This window comes from Pseudomonas edaphica (genome assembly GCF_005863185.1).
Taxonomy (GTDB): domain Bacteria; phylum Pseudomonadota; class Gammaproteobacteria; order Pseudomonadales; family Pseudomonadaceae; genus Aquipseudomonas; species Aquipseudomonas edaphica.
The window spans coordinates 1-14,022 of sequence record NZ_VBVZ01000103.1; the positions used below are offsets into that span (position 1 = coordinate 1).

Annotated in this window: 15 protein-coding genes; 9 read left to right on the forward strand and 6 right to left on the reverse strand. The window is 61.1% G+C overall.

What is annotated here, in order from left to right; translation table 11 throughout:
* The 3 genes from FEM54_RS34295 to FEM54_RS09360 form a co-directional block, all read left to right on the forward strand.
* Nucleotides 1–183: hypothetical protein (locus FEM54_RS34295; protein ID WP_205894397.1), on the forward strand; the 183-nt coding region annotated here is incomplete at its 5' end.
* 276 nt (nt 184–459) lie between these two features.
* Complete coding sequence (locus FEM54_RS09355) at nt 460–864, forward strand: acyl-CoA thioesterase (RefSeq protein WP_003176975.1); 405 nt, start codon at nt 460–462, stop codon at nt 862–864.
* A gap of 58 nt (nt 865–922) precedes the next feature.
* The gene (locus FEM54_RS09360; protein WP_138450571.1) at nt 923–1,822 is read left to right on the forward strand and encodes a D-hexose-6-phosphate mutarotase; all 900 of its coding nucleotides are present in this window, start codon (nt 923–925) and stop codon (nt 1,820–1,822) included.
* Nucleotides 1,823–1,914: 92 nt separating this feature from the next.
* Here FEM54_RS09360 and FEM54_RS09365 read toward each other — a convergent pair whose 3' ends face one another.
* The 5 genes from FEM54_RS09365 to FEM54_RS09385 form a co-directional block, all read right to left on the reverse strand.
* On the reverse strand, nt 1,915–2,451 hold the full coding sequence (locus tag FEM54_RS09365) for a DUF3299 domain-containing protein (RefSeq protein ID WP_017135795.1): 537 nt from the start codon (nt 2,449–2,451) through the stop codon (nt 1,915–1,917).
* Nucleotides 2,452–2,529: 78 nt separating this feature from the next.
* Entirely contained in the window at nt 2,530–2,775 is a 246-nt protein-coding gene (locus FEM54_RS09370) for a GlsB/YeaQ/YmgE family stress response membrane protein (RefSeq protein WP_015886585.1), read from the reverse strand.
* Between the two features lie 105 nt (nt 2,776–2,880).
* A complete protein-coding gene (locus tag FEM54_RS09375; RefSeq protein ID WP_017135794.1) occupies nt 2,881–3,966 on the reverse strand; it encodes a 5-(carboxyamino)imidazole ribonucleotide synthase in 1,086 nt (361 codons plus the stop codon).
* A gap of 12 nt (nt 3,967–3,978) precedes the next feature.
* Nucleotides 3,979–4,470, reverse strand: coding sequence for a 5-(carboxyamino)imidazole ribonucleotide mutase (gene purE, locus FEM54_RS09380; protein WP_003195648.1), 492 nt, complete (start codon nt 4,468–4,470; stop codon nt 3,979–3,981).
* Nucleotides 4,471–4,820: 350 nt separating this feature from the next.
* Nucleotides 4,821–5,729 (reverse strand): LysR substrate-binding domain-containing protein, encoded by a 909-nt coding sequence (locus tag FEM54_RS09385; RefSeq protein WP_043048142.1) that lies wholly within the window; start codon nt 5,727–5,729, stop codon nt 4,821–4,823.
* Nucleotides 5,730–5,911: 182 nt separating this feature from the next.
* On the opposite strand from FEM54_RS09385, the gene aspA reads away from it, so the two are divergent.
* Nucleotides 5,912–7,336: an aspartate ammonia-lyase gene (aspA, locus tag FEM54_RS09390; protein ID WP_138450573.1), complete on the forward strand. Its 1,425-nt coding sequence runs from the start codon at nt 5,912–5,914 to the stop codon at nt 7,334–7,336.
* A 32-nt stretch (nt 7,337–7,368) separates the two neighbouring features.
* Here the strand turns inward: aspA and FEM54_RS33885 are convergent, their stop codons facing one another.
* Nucleotides 7,369–7,536: a hypothetical protein gene (locus FEM54_RS33885; RefSeq protein WP_170036668.1), complete on the reverse strand. Its 168-nt coding sequence runs from the start codon at nt 7,534–7,536 to the stop codon at nt 7,369–7,371.
* A gap of 192 nt (nt 7,537–7,728) precedes the next feature.
* Here FEM54_RS33885 and FEM54_RS09395 point away from each other — a divergent pair, with 192 nt between their 5' ends.
* The 5 genes from FEM54_RS09395 to FEM54_RS09415 all read left to right on the forward strand — a co-directional run bounded on the left by FEM54_RS09395 (nt 7,729) and on the right by FEM54_RS09415 (nt 13,517).
* Nucleotides 7,729–9,171, forward strand: coding sequence for an alanine/glycine:cation symporter family protein (locus FEM54_RS09395; protein WP_138450575.1), 1,443 nt, complete (start codon nt 7,729–7,731; stop codon nt 9,169–9,171).
* A 76-nt stretch (nt 9,172–9,247) separates the two neighbouring features.
* Nucleotides 9,248–10,225: an asparaginase gene (locus FEM54_RS09400; protein WP_138450576.1), complete on the forward strand. Its 978-nt coding sequence runs from the start codon at nt 9,248–9,250 to the stop codon at nt 10,223–10,225.
* 50 nt (nt 10,226–10,275) lie between these two features.
* Nucleotides 10,276–11,262 carry an AraC family transcriptional regulator gene (locus FEM54_RS09405; RefSeq protein ID WP_138450578.1) on the forward strand — a complete coding sequence of 329 codons (987 nt, stop codon included), beginning with the start codon at nt 10,276–10,278 and terminating at the stop codon, nt 11,260–11,262.
* A gap of 132 nt (nt 11,263–11,394) precedes the next feature.
* Nucleotides 11,395–12,429: a histone deacetylase family protein gene (locus tag FEM54_RS09410; protein ID WP_138450580.1), complete on the forward strand. Its 1,035-nt coding sequence runs from the start codon at nt 11,395–11,397 to the stop codon at nt 12,427–12,429.
* Nucleotides 12,426–13,517, forward strand: a complete 1,092-nt coding sequence (locus tag FEM54_RS09415; RefSeq protein ID WP_099550236.1) for a polyamine ABC transporter substrate-binding protein — start codon at nt 12,426–12,428, stop codon at nt 13,515–13,517. The genes FEM54_RS09410 and FEM54_RS09415 overlap by 4 nt, the downstream gene beginning before the upstream one ends.
* Nucleotides 13,518–14,022 lie beyond the last annotated feature (505 nt).

Below are 14,022 nucleotides of genomic sequence, written 5' to 3' on the forward strand. Positions count from 1 at the left end.
TGGCAAGGCTTCTCTTATAGTAATCAGAACAGCAAGCCCGGGACTTGCGGCAGGTTTGGCAAGATAGCAAATCGTTTGAAAAAGCACAGCGTCTACCGAATCACAGTTCAAATGGGCGAAATATTCCCCATTCGTGCGCTTTCCCTGCAATCAGAAACACAGTTGCGCGAAAAAGCCGCATAACAGCCGCGATTTGCCGACCAAATGAGCGCCGGGAGGTCGTCGCGGCGCCAGCGTCTCGATATACTCGGCCCTTGCAAGCGCCAAACCCGCTGTCTTGAGGGGCTGCTGTGCCAAAACGTCGTTGGGTGCCACCCAGCCGTTTTGGCAGAGTTTCCCTTTAGTGCGCCTTACGAGAAACGTATCGAGCGGTGTATGTTGGTGCTGAAACGTTTTTCCCGAAGACGGCTATCCACTTGAAACACCCATGAAGCGTTACGGGTCAGAGGCACCCTTGGCATGATCGAACTCGAACAAGAAGATCCTATCCCGCAAGGCGATCTCGCCCTGCAAATCACCGCATTGCCACGTGAAACCAATGGTTTTGGCGATATTTTTGGCGGCTGGCTGGTCGCGCAGATGGACCTGGCAGGCACGGCAATGGCCAGCAAGGTCGCCGGCGGCCGCGTGGCTACCGTGGCCATTGATCGCATGGCCTTTCTGGTGCCGGTCGCGGTCGGTGCGCAATTGTCCTTCTATACCCAAGCCCTGGAAATTGGCCGTAGCTCGATCCAGATGATGGTCGAAGTGTGGAGCGACGACCCGCTGTCCAGTGAATGGCGCAAAGTTACCGAGGCGGTGTTCGTGTTCGTCGCCATCGATGGCAGCGGCCGCACGCGCTCGGTACCGTCGCGCGCGCGTTAAACCTCGTCGGGTTTTGACGGTCAATTGCCCCATTGCCTGCCATTAAAGAGTGCTTCGTATGCCTGTGCCCCACGTTGAAAGCGTAAAAATCGACGAACTGGACTGCTGGCGCATTCGCCACAACGGCGCTGAATTGATGGTGGCCCAACAGGGCGCGCACATCTTCAGTTACCAGCGCCAGGGCGAGCAGCCGCTGATATGGCCAAACCCTGCGGCGGTGTTCAAGCAAGGCAAAGGCATCCGTACCGGCGTGCCGGTATGCTGGCCATGGTTTGGCGTGTTTGACCGCAACCCGCAGAGCGTCAAGGCGATGCGCCAGAGCGAGCAACCGGCCGGTGCCCATGGTTTTGTGCGCACGGCACACTGGGAGTTGGCCGCGAGCGAACTCGAAGGCCAAGCGCTACGGGTGGACTTGGTTCTGCCGGTTCCCGAGGGCGGCTTCCCCGGCTGGCCGCATCAGGTCAACCTGACGTTGAGCCTGCTGTTGGACGATCAACTGCACATCCGCCTGACCAGCCACAACCGTGGCACCGACACTGTGACCCTCAGCCAGGCGCTGCACACTTACTTCGCCGTGAGTGACGTACGCAAGGTGCAGGTCGAAGGGCTGGATGGGCTGGCGTATATCGACACCGCCGATGGCTGGGCCGAGAAGAAGCAGTCCGGCCTGCTGCACTTCAGTGCCGAGACTGATCGTATCTACCTGGATACGCCGGCGCAGTTGAATATTGTCGATAAGGATTGGCAGCGCCGCATTCAGCTCACCAGCCAGGGTTCGAGCTCGACCGTGATCTGGAACCCATGGACCGAACGCGCCAAGGCGTTTGACGACATGGCCGATGATGGCTGGCAGGGCATGCTGTGCATCGAAACGGCGAATGTGCTGGATGATGTGGTGAGCTTGGCGCCGGGTCAAAGCCATACCTTGGGTGTGAGCATCGCCAGCTTCGCTCTGTAAAAACCAATCAACATGTGTGAGCACGCTTGTGTGGGAGCTGGCTTGCCTGCTCCCACACAAGCTCGCTCCCACATTGGGTTCTGCGTCATGATCTAGAGATCGGACTCTTTCACTACCCTGACCTTCCCCGCATCCAGCGCATACGCCGCATCTGCCAGGTCATTGTTGACCTTCTCCACCTTCAACGTGCCCGTCACCCACAGCGGCGTGTAGATATCATCCAGCTTCAGCCCCTTGGGATAACGCACCAGCACCAACTGATTAGGCGGCGGTGGCGGCACGTGGATGCAGGCGCCTGGGTACGGCACCAGGAAAAACAGGGTGCTGCGGCCCTTCGCGTCGGTTTCCAACGGTACCGGGTAGCCACCGATGCGGATGTTCTTGCCGTTCATGGCGGCCACGGTCTTGGTCGAGTACATTACCGCCGGCAAGCCTTTGCTCTGCTTCAAGCCACCTTTGTCGGTGAAGGTGCCTTGGGCTTCGGGGGAGTTGTGGTCGATCTCGGGCATGGCCTCGAGGGCTTTCTGGTCTGAAAGCGGCATCAAGTCGAGCCAATCGGTTTCCGGCAGTTCACCGGCGTGCGCCAGGCCTGAGCCCAACAGGAGGAGTGTGAATAAAAGACGGCGCATGAAAAAGCTCGGCAAGTTCAGATGCCGAGCATTCTAGCCCTCTGCGCCTGCGCAGCGCAGAGGGCTTTGTCGCTTAAATCATTTCTTTCTCAGCAGGCCGTAGATCACCAGCAGCACGATGGCGCCGATCAGCGCGCCGAGGAAGCCCGCGCCTTGACCCGCCTGGTAGATGCCCAGGGCCTGACCACCGTAGGTGGCGACCAGGGAACCTGCGATACCCAGCAGGATGGTCATGATCCAGCCCATGCTGTCGTCGCCAGGCTTGAGGAAGCGCGCCAGCAGGCCGACGATCAAGCCGATAAAGATGGTTCCAATGATACCCATGGCATTTCCCTCTGAATGAAGTGAACTACACCAAAGCCTAGTCAGACTTTAGCGTCCTGCAATCAGAGAGGCGGCGATAACCAATGGTTCCCGCCGCCCTCAAGGTTATTGCTCGGCGATCAGCGCTTCGACCTTGAGAATCTGCGCCTCAAGGGTTGCACGGTCCTTGCAACGCAGGTTGGCGTGGCCAACTTTACGCCCGGCCTTGAAAGCCTTGCCGTAGTGATGCAGGTGGCAGTCATCAATGGCGATGACTTTTTCTACCGGCGGGACTGCGCCGATAAAGTTGAGCATGGCGCTCTCGCCGACCTTCGCTGTGGAACCCAGCGGCAAGCCCGCCACCGCCCGCAGGTGGTTTTCGAACTGGCTGCACTCGGCACCTTCGGTGGTCCAGTGCCCGGAGTTGTGCACGCGCGGGGCGATTTCGTTGGCCTTGAGGCCGCCGTCGACTTCAAAGAACTCGAACGCCATCACGCCGACGTAATCCAGCTGCTTGAGCACGCGGCTGGAATAGTCTTCGGCCAGGGCCTGCAGCGGGTGGTCGGTGCTGGCCACGGACAGCTTGAGAATGCCGCTGTCGTGAGTGTTGTGCACCAACGGGTAGAAGCGGGTCTCGCCGTCACGGGCGCGCACAGCGATCAGAGAAACTTCACCGGTGAACGGCACAAAGCCTTCCAGCAGGCAGGCAACACTGCCCAGTTCGGCAAAAGTGCCGACCACATCGGCAGCAGTGCGCAGGACTTTCTGGCCCTTGCCGTCATAACCCAGGGTGCGGGTCTTGAGCACGGCTGGCAGGCCGATGCTGGCGACGGCGGCGTCCAGGTCTGCCTGGGACTGGATATCGGCGAAGGCGGGGGTCGGGATACCCAGGTCCTTGAACATGCTCTTCTCGAACCAGCGGTCACGCGCGATGCGCAATGCTTCGGCGCTCGGGTACACCGGCACGAACTGCGACAGGAAGGCCACGGTTTCGGCCGGGACGCTTTCGAATTCGAAGGTCACCAGGTCGACTTCATCGGCCAGTTGGCGCAGATGGTCCGGGTCGCTGTAGTCAGCGCGCAGGTGTTCACCCAGGGCCGCCGCGCAGGCGTCCGGCGCCGGGTCCAGGAAAGCGAAGTTCATCCCCAGCGGGGTGCCCGCCAAGGCCAGCATGCGACCCAGTTGGCCGCCACCGATTACACCGATTTTCATCAATCAATACCTTCAGGCGATACGTGGGTCTGGATTGTCCAGCACGCTGTCTGTCTGCTCAGCACGGAATTTTTTCAGCACCGCGTGAAACTGCGGGTGCTTGGCGCCCAGGATGCTGGCGGACAGCAACGCAGCGTTGATCGCGCCAGCCTTGCCGATTGCCAATGTAGCCACCGGAATACCGGCCGGCATCTGCACGATGGACAACAGCGAATCCACGCCCGAGAGCATCGACGACTGCACCGGCACACCGAGCACCGGCAGGTGGGTCTTGGCCGCACACATGCCTGGCAGGTGCGCCGCACCGCCGGCACCGGCGATGATCACCTCGATGCCACGGGATTCTGCTTCATCGGCATACTGGAACAGCAAATCCGGGGTGCGGTGGGCAGAGACCACTTTCACTTCATACGGAATGCCGAGTTTTTCCAGCATATCGGCGGTGTGGCTAAGGGTGGACCAATCGGACTTGGAGCCCATGATCACGCCAACCAATGCACTCATCGTCGTGCCTCTTCTCTCTGGGCGCCCGCAGGCGCGTCAAAAAACAACAAGCCACGCGGGAAATCCGGCGTGGCTTGGTGTACGAATTAAGGCCGGTTGGACCGGCCGAAGGCCGCGCAGTATACCGTAATAATCCAGATAAACAGCCCCTGGAATGACCATCTGTCTTACGGCGCAAAGCGGCGGTTTTATTGACTTCCGAGTCAGCGAAACCGGCGCAAATTTCCCCTGAGAAAAAGGGTCAATGTGGGAGCTGGCTTGCCTGCGATAGCATCACCTCACTTATGGCTGATGTACCGAGGCGCCTGCATCGCAGGCAAGCCAGCTCCCACAGTTGATCTGCATTGCGCTCAGGTGCTTTGTGCAGCCCCGCCTTCCAACTTGCGCCATAGCAGCCGCACGTTCGCCTTGCGCACCAACGCGCAGCGATACAAGCGAATCTCCAGCGGCACATGCCATTGCGGGCCGCCGCACACCACCAGTTCGCCACGTGCCAGTTCGGCACGCACGCTCAACTGCGGCACCCAGGCGATACCCAAGCCTTCAAGGGCCATGCTCTTGAGACTGTCTGCCATGGCAGTTTCGTAAATGGTGGTGAAACGCAGGGCGCGCTGGCGCAGCAGCAAATTTACCGAGCGCCCGAGAAAGGCGCCGGCACTGTAGGCCAGCAACGGCACGCTGCCCTCACCCTCCAGGTCGAACAGCGGTTTGCCGTCGGCGTCGGCGGCGCACACCGGGAGCATCTCGGTGTTGCCCAGGTGCAGCGACGGGAAGATTTCCGCGTCCATCTGCATGGCCGCATCCGGGTCGTAGAACGCCAGCATCAAGTCGCAGCCGCCTTCGCGCAGGGCGTGCACTGCATCGCCAACGTTGGTGGCGACCAGTCGGGTCGCGATGTTAAGGCCCTCGTTACGCAGTTGCGCGATCCAGCGCGGGAAGAAGCCCAATGCCAGGGAGTGCGCGGCCGCCACTTGCATGACTTCGCCCTGCCCACCTTCCAGGTGATGCAAATGGCGCAGCACTTCACCGAGCTGTTCGACCACCGTGCGCGCGGTGACCAGGAACAGCTGCCCCGCCGCCGTCAGCTCGACGGGCGTGCGCGAACGGTTGACCAACGTCAGGCCCAACGCGGCTTCAAGGCTCCGGATACGCCGGCTGAACGCTGGCTGGGTGACAAAGCGCCGCTCCGCTGCCTGGGAAAAGCTGCGGGTTGCCGCCAGGGCGCTGAAGTCTTCCAGCCATTTGCTCTCAAGGTTCATCGCTTCCTCCCACGGACACGCACCATTTTGGCACACACGCCCGCCATGATAACCGGGTCACATCAACATTATGCCGTTTGTGCATAGGCCAGTGTTTAACAGCATTGGCCCAAAAACTTCTACAAGCCTAGCATTCGCAGCGTTCCGGCCTGTTCCGGGTCCATATCGAGATGATTTCCGTCATGTCCTCCGCTGCATCATTCCGCACAGAAAAAGACCTGCTTGGCGTACTCGAAGTACCGGCTCAAGCGTATTACGGCATCCAGACCCTGCGAGCGGTGAACAACTTCCGCCTCTCGGGCGTTCCGATTTCGCATTACCCGAAATTGGTGGTCGGCCTGGCAATGGTCAAGCAAGCAGCCGCTGACGCCAACCGCGAGTTGGGCCAGCTCAGCGAAGCCAAGCACGCTGCCATCAGCGAAGCCTGTGCCCGTCTGATCCGCGGCGATTTCCACGAAGAGTTCGTGGTGGACATGATTCAAGGCGGCGCTGGCACTTCGACCAACATGAATGCCAACGAAGTCATCGCCAACATCGCGTTGGAGGCCATGGGCCACAACAAGGGCGAGTACCAGTACCTGCACCCCAACAACGACGTGAACATGGCGCAGTCGACCAACGACGCCTACCCAACCGCGATCCGCCTGGGTCTGCTGCTGGGCCATGACGCGCTGCTGGCCAGCCTCGACAGCCTGATCCAGGCGTTCGCCGCCAAAGGCATCGAGTTCGGCCACGTGCTGAAAATGGGCCGTACCCAATTGCAAGATGCCGTGCCGATGACCCTCGGCCAGGAATTCCGCGCCTTCGCCACCACCCTGGGTGAAGACCTGGCTCGCCTGAAAACACTGGCGCCAGAGCTACTGACCGAAGTGAACCTGGGCGGCACCGCCATCGGCACCGGCATCAACGCCGACCCGCGTTACCAGGCCCTGGCCGTACAACGCCTGGCGCTGATCAGCGGCCAGCCGCTGGTTCCGGCTGCCGACCTGATCGAAGCCACCTCCGACATGGGCGCTTTCGTGCTGTTCTCCGGCATGCTCAAGCGTACTGCGGTGAAGCTGTCGAAGATCTGCAATGACCTGCGTCTGCTGTCCAGCGGCCCACGCACCGGCATCAACGAGATCAACCTGCCGGCACGCCAGCCAGGCAGCTCGATCATGCCCGGCAAGGTTAACCCGGTGATCCCGGAAGCCGTGAACCAGGTTGCGTTCCAGGTTATCGGTAACGACCTGGCCCTGACCATGGCAGCCGAAGGCGGCCAACTGCAGTTGAACGTGATGGAGCCGCTGATCGCTTTCAAGATCTTCGACTCGATCCGCCTGCTGCAACGCGCCATGGACATGCTGCGCGAACACTGCATCGTCGGCATCACCGCCAACGAAGCCCGTTGCCGCGAACTGGTGGAACACTCCATCGGTCTGGTCACCGCGCTGAACCCGTACATCGGCTATGAAAACGCCACCCGCATTGCGCGTATCGCCCTCGAAAGCGGCCGCGGCGTGCTGGAACTGGTGCGCGAAGAAGGCTTGCTCGACGACGCCATGCTCGACGACATCCTGCGCCCCGAAAACATGATTGCTCCACGTTTGGTCCCGCTGAAGGCCTAAGCGTTTGATGCACCGCTCACCAGGTTGAGGGACTAGACACCTCTCACCTTTTGAGGGCCTGAAGGCTCGTTCTTCAGGCCCTTTTTTTTGCCCCAAGGTTGTGAAATGACGCCCATAAAAAATCCAATATCGCCCTGCAAACCCTCCTTGCCTGCAACCGCCTGGCTGAAACCTTTAATCGCCCCGTGCAGACGGATCACGCTCGCCTAGGTATAGTGCCGCCCCTCTTCGCGTCTGCGGCCGTCGGTAACGAGGCCCGCAGACATCGCGAAAGCGCATGAATAACAACACCCGCAAAAGGATTGGGGCGAAGCGTCGTGCACTGCCTGGTGCTGAGCGACGCGTCGGACCGTCCTGCGTTTGCCATTAGAAAAATCAGCGAGGAACACTCCATGCTCGAAGTCATCAACGACTTCCTCTCAGGGAAAGTACTGATCGTGCTCATTGTCGGGCTCGGCGGTTATTTCACGATCCGCTCGCGTTTCGTACAGTTGCGTCACTTTTTCCACATGTTCTCGGTGTTCAAAGACAGCCTGAAGAGCAGCGCCGGCCAGCTCAGTTCCTTCCAGGCGCTGATGCTCAGCCTGGCCGGCCGCGTGGGTGCCGGTAACATCGCCGGTGTCGGCATTGCCGTGACCCTGGGTGGCCCGGGCGCCGTGTTCTGGATGTGGGTCACCGCACTGGTGGGCATGTCCTCGAGCTTTATCGAGTGCTCCCTCGGCCAGTTGTACAAGCGCACCGATGCCGAGGGCACCTACCGTGGCGGCCCGGCGTATTACATCCAGCACGGCTTGCAGAAGCGCTGGCTGGGTATGGTCATGGCGTTCCTGTTGCTGGTGACTTTCGGTTTCGCCTTCAACGGCCTGCAAGCCCACGCCGTGACTCACTCGCTGAACAACGCCTTTGGCCTGGACACCACCTACACCGGCCTGGCGCTGGCGGTATTGCTGGGCCTGGTGTTCATCGGCGGGATCAAGCGCATCGCTTCGATTGCCGACCTGCTGGTGCCGGTCAAGACCCTGGTCTACATCGCTGTGACCCTGTACGTGATCGTGCTGCAATTCGACCACGTGCCGGCCATGCTCGCGACCATCGTCAAAAGCGCTTTCGGCCTCGACCAAGCCTTCGGTGGCCTGGTGGGCAGCGCGATCATCATGGGTGTGAAGCGCGGCGTGTTCGCCAACGAAGCCGGTCTGGGCAGTGCGCCTAACGTGGCGGCAGTGGCCTCGGTAGAACACCCGATCGCCCAAGGCGTGGTGCAGGCGTTCAGCGTGTTCCTCGACACCTTCGTGATCTGTACCTGCACCGCGTTGCTGATCCTGCTCTCCGGTTTCTACACCCCAGGTTTTGAAGGCGACGGCATTGCCCTGACCCAGAACTCCCTGGCGGCGGTGGTCGGTGACTGGGGCCGCATGTTCATCTCGGTGGCCCTGGCGTTGTTCGTGTTCACCTCGATCATGTACAACTACTACCTCGGCGAGAGCAACCTGCGCTTCCTGGTGGGTAACAACCGCAAGGTGCTGATGGGCTACCGTGCGCTGGTGCTGGTGCTGATTTTCTGGGGTTCGATCGAGAACCTGAGCACCGTGTTCGCCTTCGCCGACATCACCATGACCCTGCTGGCGTTCGTCAACCTGTTCGCCCTGGCGTTCCTGTTCAAGATTGCCATGCGCATCCTCAATGACTACGACAACCAGCGTGCCGCAGGCATCAAGACGCCGGTGTTCGACTCCAGCCAGTTCCCTGACCTGGACCTGGACCGCAAGGCCTGGCCGGCCAACCCGGCAAAGGCAGAAGTCACCTCGGCTGAACTGAGCGCTCAAGCGCAACGTTAATCACCGCTAGATGACACGCCGCCCGGCCTTGGGCATGCTCTGGGCCCGGCGGCGTTTTTCGTTCAGGAGATTTTTCATGCAACCAGCTAACAACGTGATGGTGCTCTACACCGGCGGCACCATTGGCATGCAGGCCAGCGCCAACGGCCTGGCGCCTGCGTCGGGTTTTGAGGCGCGCATGCGCGAACAGCTGACCGATGCAGCAGTGCCCATCTGGCGCTTTCAAGAGATGTCGCCGCTGATCGACAGCGCCAACATGACGCCCACTTACTGGCAGCATCTGCGCAGCGCCGTGGTCGAGGCCGTGGACGCAGGCTGCGATGCGGTGCTGATCCTGCACGGCACCGACACCCTGGCCTACAGCGCGGCAGCCATGAGTTTTCAACTGCTGGGCCTGCCGGCGCCGGTAGTCTTCACCGGCTCCATGCTGCCGGCCGGCGTGCCCGACAGCGATGCCTGGGAAAACGTGAGCGGCGCCTTGACAGCCTTGGGCGAAGGCCTGGCGCCGGGCGTGCAGCTGTACTTCCACGGCGCGCTGATGGCACCGACCCGTTGCGCGAAAATCCGCAGCTTCGGTCGCCACCCGTTTGCGGCCCTGCAGCGCAATGGCGGCGTCGCCCAGGCCGACATGATCCCGGCCGCCCTGCATTACCGCCAGCCCAAAGCCTTGGCCAATGTCGGCGTGTTGCCGCTGGTGCCGGGCATCGCTGCCGCGCAACTGAACGCGTTGATCGACAGCGGCATCCAGGCGCTGGTGCTGGAATGCTTCGGCAGCGGCACCGGGCCGAGCGATAACCCTGATTTTCTCGCCAGCCTCAAGCGTGCGCAGGAACTGGGTGTAACCGTCGTGGCAATCACTCAATGCCATGAAGGCGGCGTGGAACTGGACGTGTACGAAGCCGGCAGCCGCCTGCGCGGCGTGGGCGTGCTGTCCGGTGGCGGCATGACCCGTGAAGCGGCGTTCGGCAAGCTCAATGCCCTGCTCGGCGCCGGGCTTGAGGCCAGTGAAGTGCGCCGCCTGGTGGAACTGGACCTGTGCGGCGAACTGAGCTGACCGGCATGTAACTTGCTCCACTTCCAGCCATCCCCTGGCTGGAAGTTTCCATGCTGCATTCCCACCTCACCACCCTCAATGCTGTTTCGCTGGTGCTTAACACCTTCAAAGGCTTGCCGCACGAGGCGCTGCTGGCCGGCAGCGGCATCTGTGCGGCGGACTTGAGCCGGGCCGACACGCGCATCACCACCAATCAGGAAATGCGCGTGTGCGCCAATGCCGTGGCCCTGCGCCGCGATGTCGGCCTGGAGCTGGGCGCACAAATGCATGTGTCGGCCTACGGCATGCTCGGTTACGCCCTGCTCACCAGTGCCACCTTTGGTGACGCATTACGCTTGGCCCTGCGGTATCCGGCGCTGCTGGGAACACTGTTCGAGTTGAGCCTTGAAGAGGACGGTGAGCGAATCTGGTTCACCGCCGGCGACTATCGGGAAAACCCCAGCCTGGAAATGTTCAACGTCGAGCTGTGCCTGGCGTCATTGAAAGTGATCTGCGACGACCTGCTCGGCCAGCCTCTGCCCTTACTGGCTGCGCGCTTTGAACATGATGCCCCCGACTATCGCATGCGCTACGCCGAGCGCTTCCCCTGCACGCTGCAATTTCAGGCCACCGCCAATGCCTTTGCCTTCGACAAACACTGGCTGGACCAGCCGCTGCCCCTGGCCGACGCCATTACTCACCAGGCGATGGCCGAGCGTTGCCGCAAACAAAACCTGGAGTTCACCGGGCGCCAGGCCTGGCTCGGCAGAATTCGCCAGCTGCTCGCCGCACAGCTCAACGCCGCGCCGGGCCTGGAGGGCTTGGCCGAGCAGATGAACTGTTCGGCACGCACCCTGCGCCGGCATCTGCATGACCTGGGCTGCAGCTACCAGGAGCTGCTGGACGAGCTGCGTTTCGAGCGCGCCAAGCAACTGCTGGCTGAGGACCACTGGCCGATTTACCGGATTGCCGAGGCACTGGGCTTCAGCGAAACGGCAAGTTTCAGGCATGCCTTTGTGCGTTGGAGTGGCGTGGCGCCGAGCCAATTTCGCGCATGATGCTTCATTGAGGGGCGAATTCAGGACAGATAATTTGGCCATAATTATCCCCTTTTGGCCGCTCCTGCCGTTCTCTTAAAGCGTGCCTGCCGCAAGACTGCACCCACCGATACAGCCTGCGGAGAACAACAAATGCTGACGATCTACTCGGACGATCACCACCTGCACCATGGCCGCTGTGAATTGATGGACGGGCAACTGATGCCCTGCTTTGAAATGCCCTCGCGCGCCGACCACGTGTTGCAACGGGTCAAAGACCGAGAACTGGGCCCGGTACACGCGCCGCAGGATTTCGGCCTGGCACCGCTGCAGCGGATCCACAGCCACGACTACCTCGACTTCTTCCAAGGCGCCTGGCAGCGCTGGACCGAGTACGGCCAGGAGGGCGACTTGCTGCCCTACACCTGGCCCGCGCGCACGCTGCGCCGGGTGATCCCCACAAGCCTGCATGGCCAGTTGGGCTATTACAGTTTCGACGGCGGCGCGCCGATTACCGCCGGCACTTGGCAAGCCGCCTACAGCGCGGCGCAAGTGGCCCTCACGGCGCAGCAGGCCATCCAGAACGGCGCCCACAGTGCATTCGCCCTGTGCCGCCCACCTGGGCATCATGCTGCGGGCGACTTGATGGGCGGTTATTGCTACCTCAACAACGCCGCCATTGCCGCCCAGGCCTTCCTCGACCAAGGCCACAAACGCGTCGCGATCCTGGATGTGGATTACCACCACGGCAACGGCACCCAGTCGATTTTTTACGCACGCAGCGACGTGTTGTTCACCTCGATTCATGGCCATCCGGAAGCAGAGTTTCCGTTCTTCCTGGGCTATGCCGACGAGCTGGGCGAAGGTGAAGGCGAAGGCTTCAACTTCAACTATCCACTGCCGGCCGGTTCCGGTTGGGCAGCCTGGAGTGCTGCATTGGAAGAAGCCTGCGCCCAGATCGAGCGCTACGGCGCGGACATCATCGTCGTGTCCCTGGGCGTGGACACGTTCAAGGACGACCCTATCTCGCAGTTTAAGCTCGACAGCCCGGACTACCTGGCCATGGGCGCGCGCATCGCCCGGCTGGGCAAGCCCACGCTGTTTGTGATGGAAGGCGGCTACGCAGTGGAAGAAATCGGCATCAACGCCGTCAACGTCCTCGAAGGTTTTGAAGGAGCAGCCCAATGAACAGGCTCAAGTCACTCGTCCTCTGCGCCGCCGTCATCGGTGGCGCGGCCCACGCCGAAGAGAAAACCCTCAAGGTCTACAACTGGTTCGACTACATCACGCCCAAAGCCCTGGAAGACTTCAAGGCGCAGAACCCCAAGATCAAATTGGTCTACGACATCTTCGACACCAACGAAGCGCTGGAAGCCAAATTGCTCACCGGCAATTCCGGCTATGACGTGGTGGTACCGTCCAACGTGTTCCTGGCCAAGCAGATCGAAGCCGGCGTGTTCCAGCCGCTGGACCGCAGCAAGCTGCCAAACTGGAACCATCTCGACCCCAAGCTGATGAAGCTGATCGAAGCCAACGACCCCGGCAATAAATTCGCCGTGCCTTACATGTACGGCACCATCCTCATTGGCTTTAACCCGGCCAAGGTCAAGGCCGCCCTGGGCGACAATGCGCCGGTAGACAGTTGGGATCTGATCTTCAAGGAAGAAAACATCAGCAAGCTCAAGCAATGTGGTGTGGCGCTGTTGGACTCGCCCTCCGAGATCCTGCCACTGGCCTTGCAGCACCTGGGCCTGGACCCCAACAGCAGCAATCCCAAGGACTACGACAAGGCCGAAGCGCTGCTGATGAAGATCCGCCCCTACATCACCTACTTTCACTCCTCCAAGTACATGGCCGATATCGCCAACGGTGATATTTGTGTGGCGGTGGGTTATTCAGGCAGTTTCTCCCAGGCCGCCAACCGTGCCAAAGAAGCCAAAAATGGCGTGACCGTGGACATGCGTCTACCCAAGGAGGGCGCGCCGATCTGGTTCGACATGCTCGCCATCCCCAAAGGCGCTAAAAATCCGGACGACGCCTACACCTTCATCAACTACCTGCTGCAACCCACAGTGATCGCGCCCATCAGTGACTTTGTCGGCTATCCCAATCCGAACAAGGACGCTACCGAGAGCGTCGACCCTGCCATTCGCCACAATCCCAACTTGTATCCGACCGACACCGCCATGGCCACGCTCTACACCCTTAAACCTCTGGACAGCAAAGCCGAACGCGCCAGAACAAGGGCCTGGACCAAGATCAAATCCGGCACCTGAAGCACCTTGGTTTGACGGGCGCCTTCAAATGCGCTCGTGAAGGTGGGCCTATCCAAGCACCGCCTCTCTGTGTGGCCGCGCCCTGGCATGGAACGCCTGGCCTTTACCTCAGGCTAGTTCCACCAAACGGCCAGACAGGGAAGCCTCATCATGAACGCCTCCGCTTCAAGCACCACGCCCACCAACACACCGCGTCCGGATGCACGGATAGCGCTGCTCACCCAGCTCTCTACCGGCCCTTCACGGGCGAACGCGTCTGATCTGATTTAGCGGCGCCACCGCTATTTATCTACCGTCCTCCCGGCAACGGCCATCGCTACCTTGCACATCCTCAACGCCCGTCCAGGCTAGCGATTGCAGCGGAGCAACACATGCCCAACGATCTACTTAACAACAATCATCGCCCACCCAGCACCTATGAACTGCTCACCCAGTTAACCACCGGGCCCACCACCCACGAGGTCGCCGCCACCACGTTGCGCGCGGCACTCAAAGAACTCTACCC

Coding starts and splice junctions, on each gene's coding strand:
- FEM54_RS09355 (WP_003176975.1), top strand. CDS start 460: ATGATCGAACTCGAACAAGAAGATCCTATCCCGCAAGGCGATCTCGCC.
- FEM54_RS09360 (WP_138450571.1), top strand. CDS start 923: ATGCCTGTGCCCCACGTTGAAAGCGTAAAAATCGACGAACTGGACTGC.
- FEM54_RS09365 (WP_017135795.1), bottom strand. CDS start 2,451: ATGCGCCGTCTTTTATTCACACTCCTCCTGTTGGGCTCAGGCCTGGCG.
- FEM54_RS09370 (WP_015886585.1), bottom strand. CDS start 2,775: ATGGGTATCATTGGAACCATCTTTATCGGCTTGATCGTCGGCCTGCTG.
- FEM54_RS09375 (WP_017135794.1), bottom strand. CDS start 3,966: ATGAAAATCGGTGTAATCGGTGGCGGCCAACTGGGTCGCATGCTGGCC.
- purE (WP_003195648.1), bottom strand. CDS start 4,470: ATGAGTGCATTGGTTGGCGTGATCATGGGCTCCAAGTCCGATTGGTCC.
- FEM54_RS09385 (WP_043048142.1), bottom strand. CDS start 5,729: ATGAACCTTGAGAGCAAATGGCTGGAAGACTTCAGCGCCCTGGCGGCA.
- aspA (WP_138450573.1), top strand. CDS start 5,912: ATGTCCTCCGCTGCATCATTCCGCACAGAAAAAGACCTGCTTGGCGTA.
- FEM54_RS09395 (WP_138450575.1), top strand. CDS start 7,729: ATGCTCGAAGTCATCAACGACTTCCTCTCAGGGAAAGTACTGATCGTG.
- FEM54_RS09400 (WP_138450576.1), top strand. CDS start 9,248: ATGCAACCAGCTAACAACGTGATGGTGCTCTACACCGGCGGCACCATT.
- FEM54_RS09405 (WP_138450578.1), top strand. CDS start 10,276: ATGCTGCATTCCCACCTCACCACCCTCAATGCTGTTTCGCTGGTGCTT.
- FEM54_RS09410 (WP_138450580.1), top strand. CDS start 11,395: ATGCTGACGATCTACTCGGACGATCACCACCTGCACCATGGCCGCTGT.
- FEM54_RS09415 (WP_099550236.1), top strand. CDS start 12,426: ATGAACAGGCTCAAGTCACTCGTCCTCTGCGCCGCCGTCATCGGTGGC.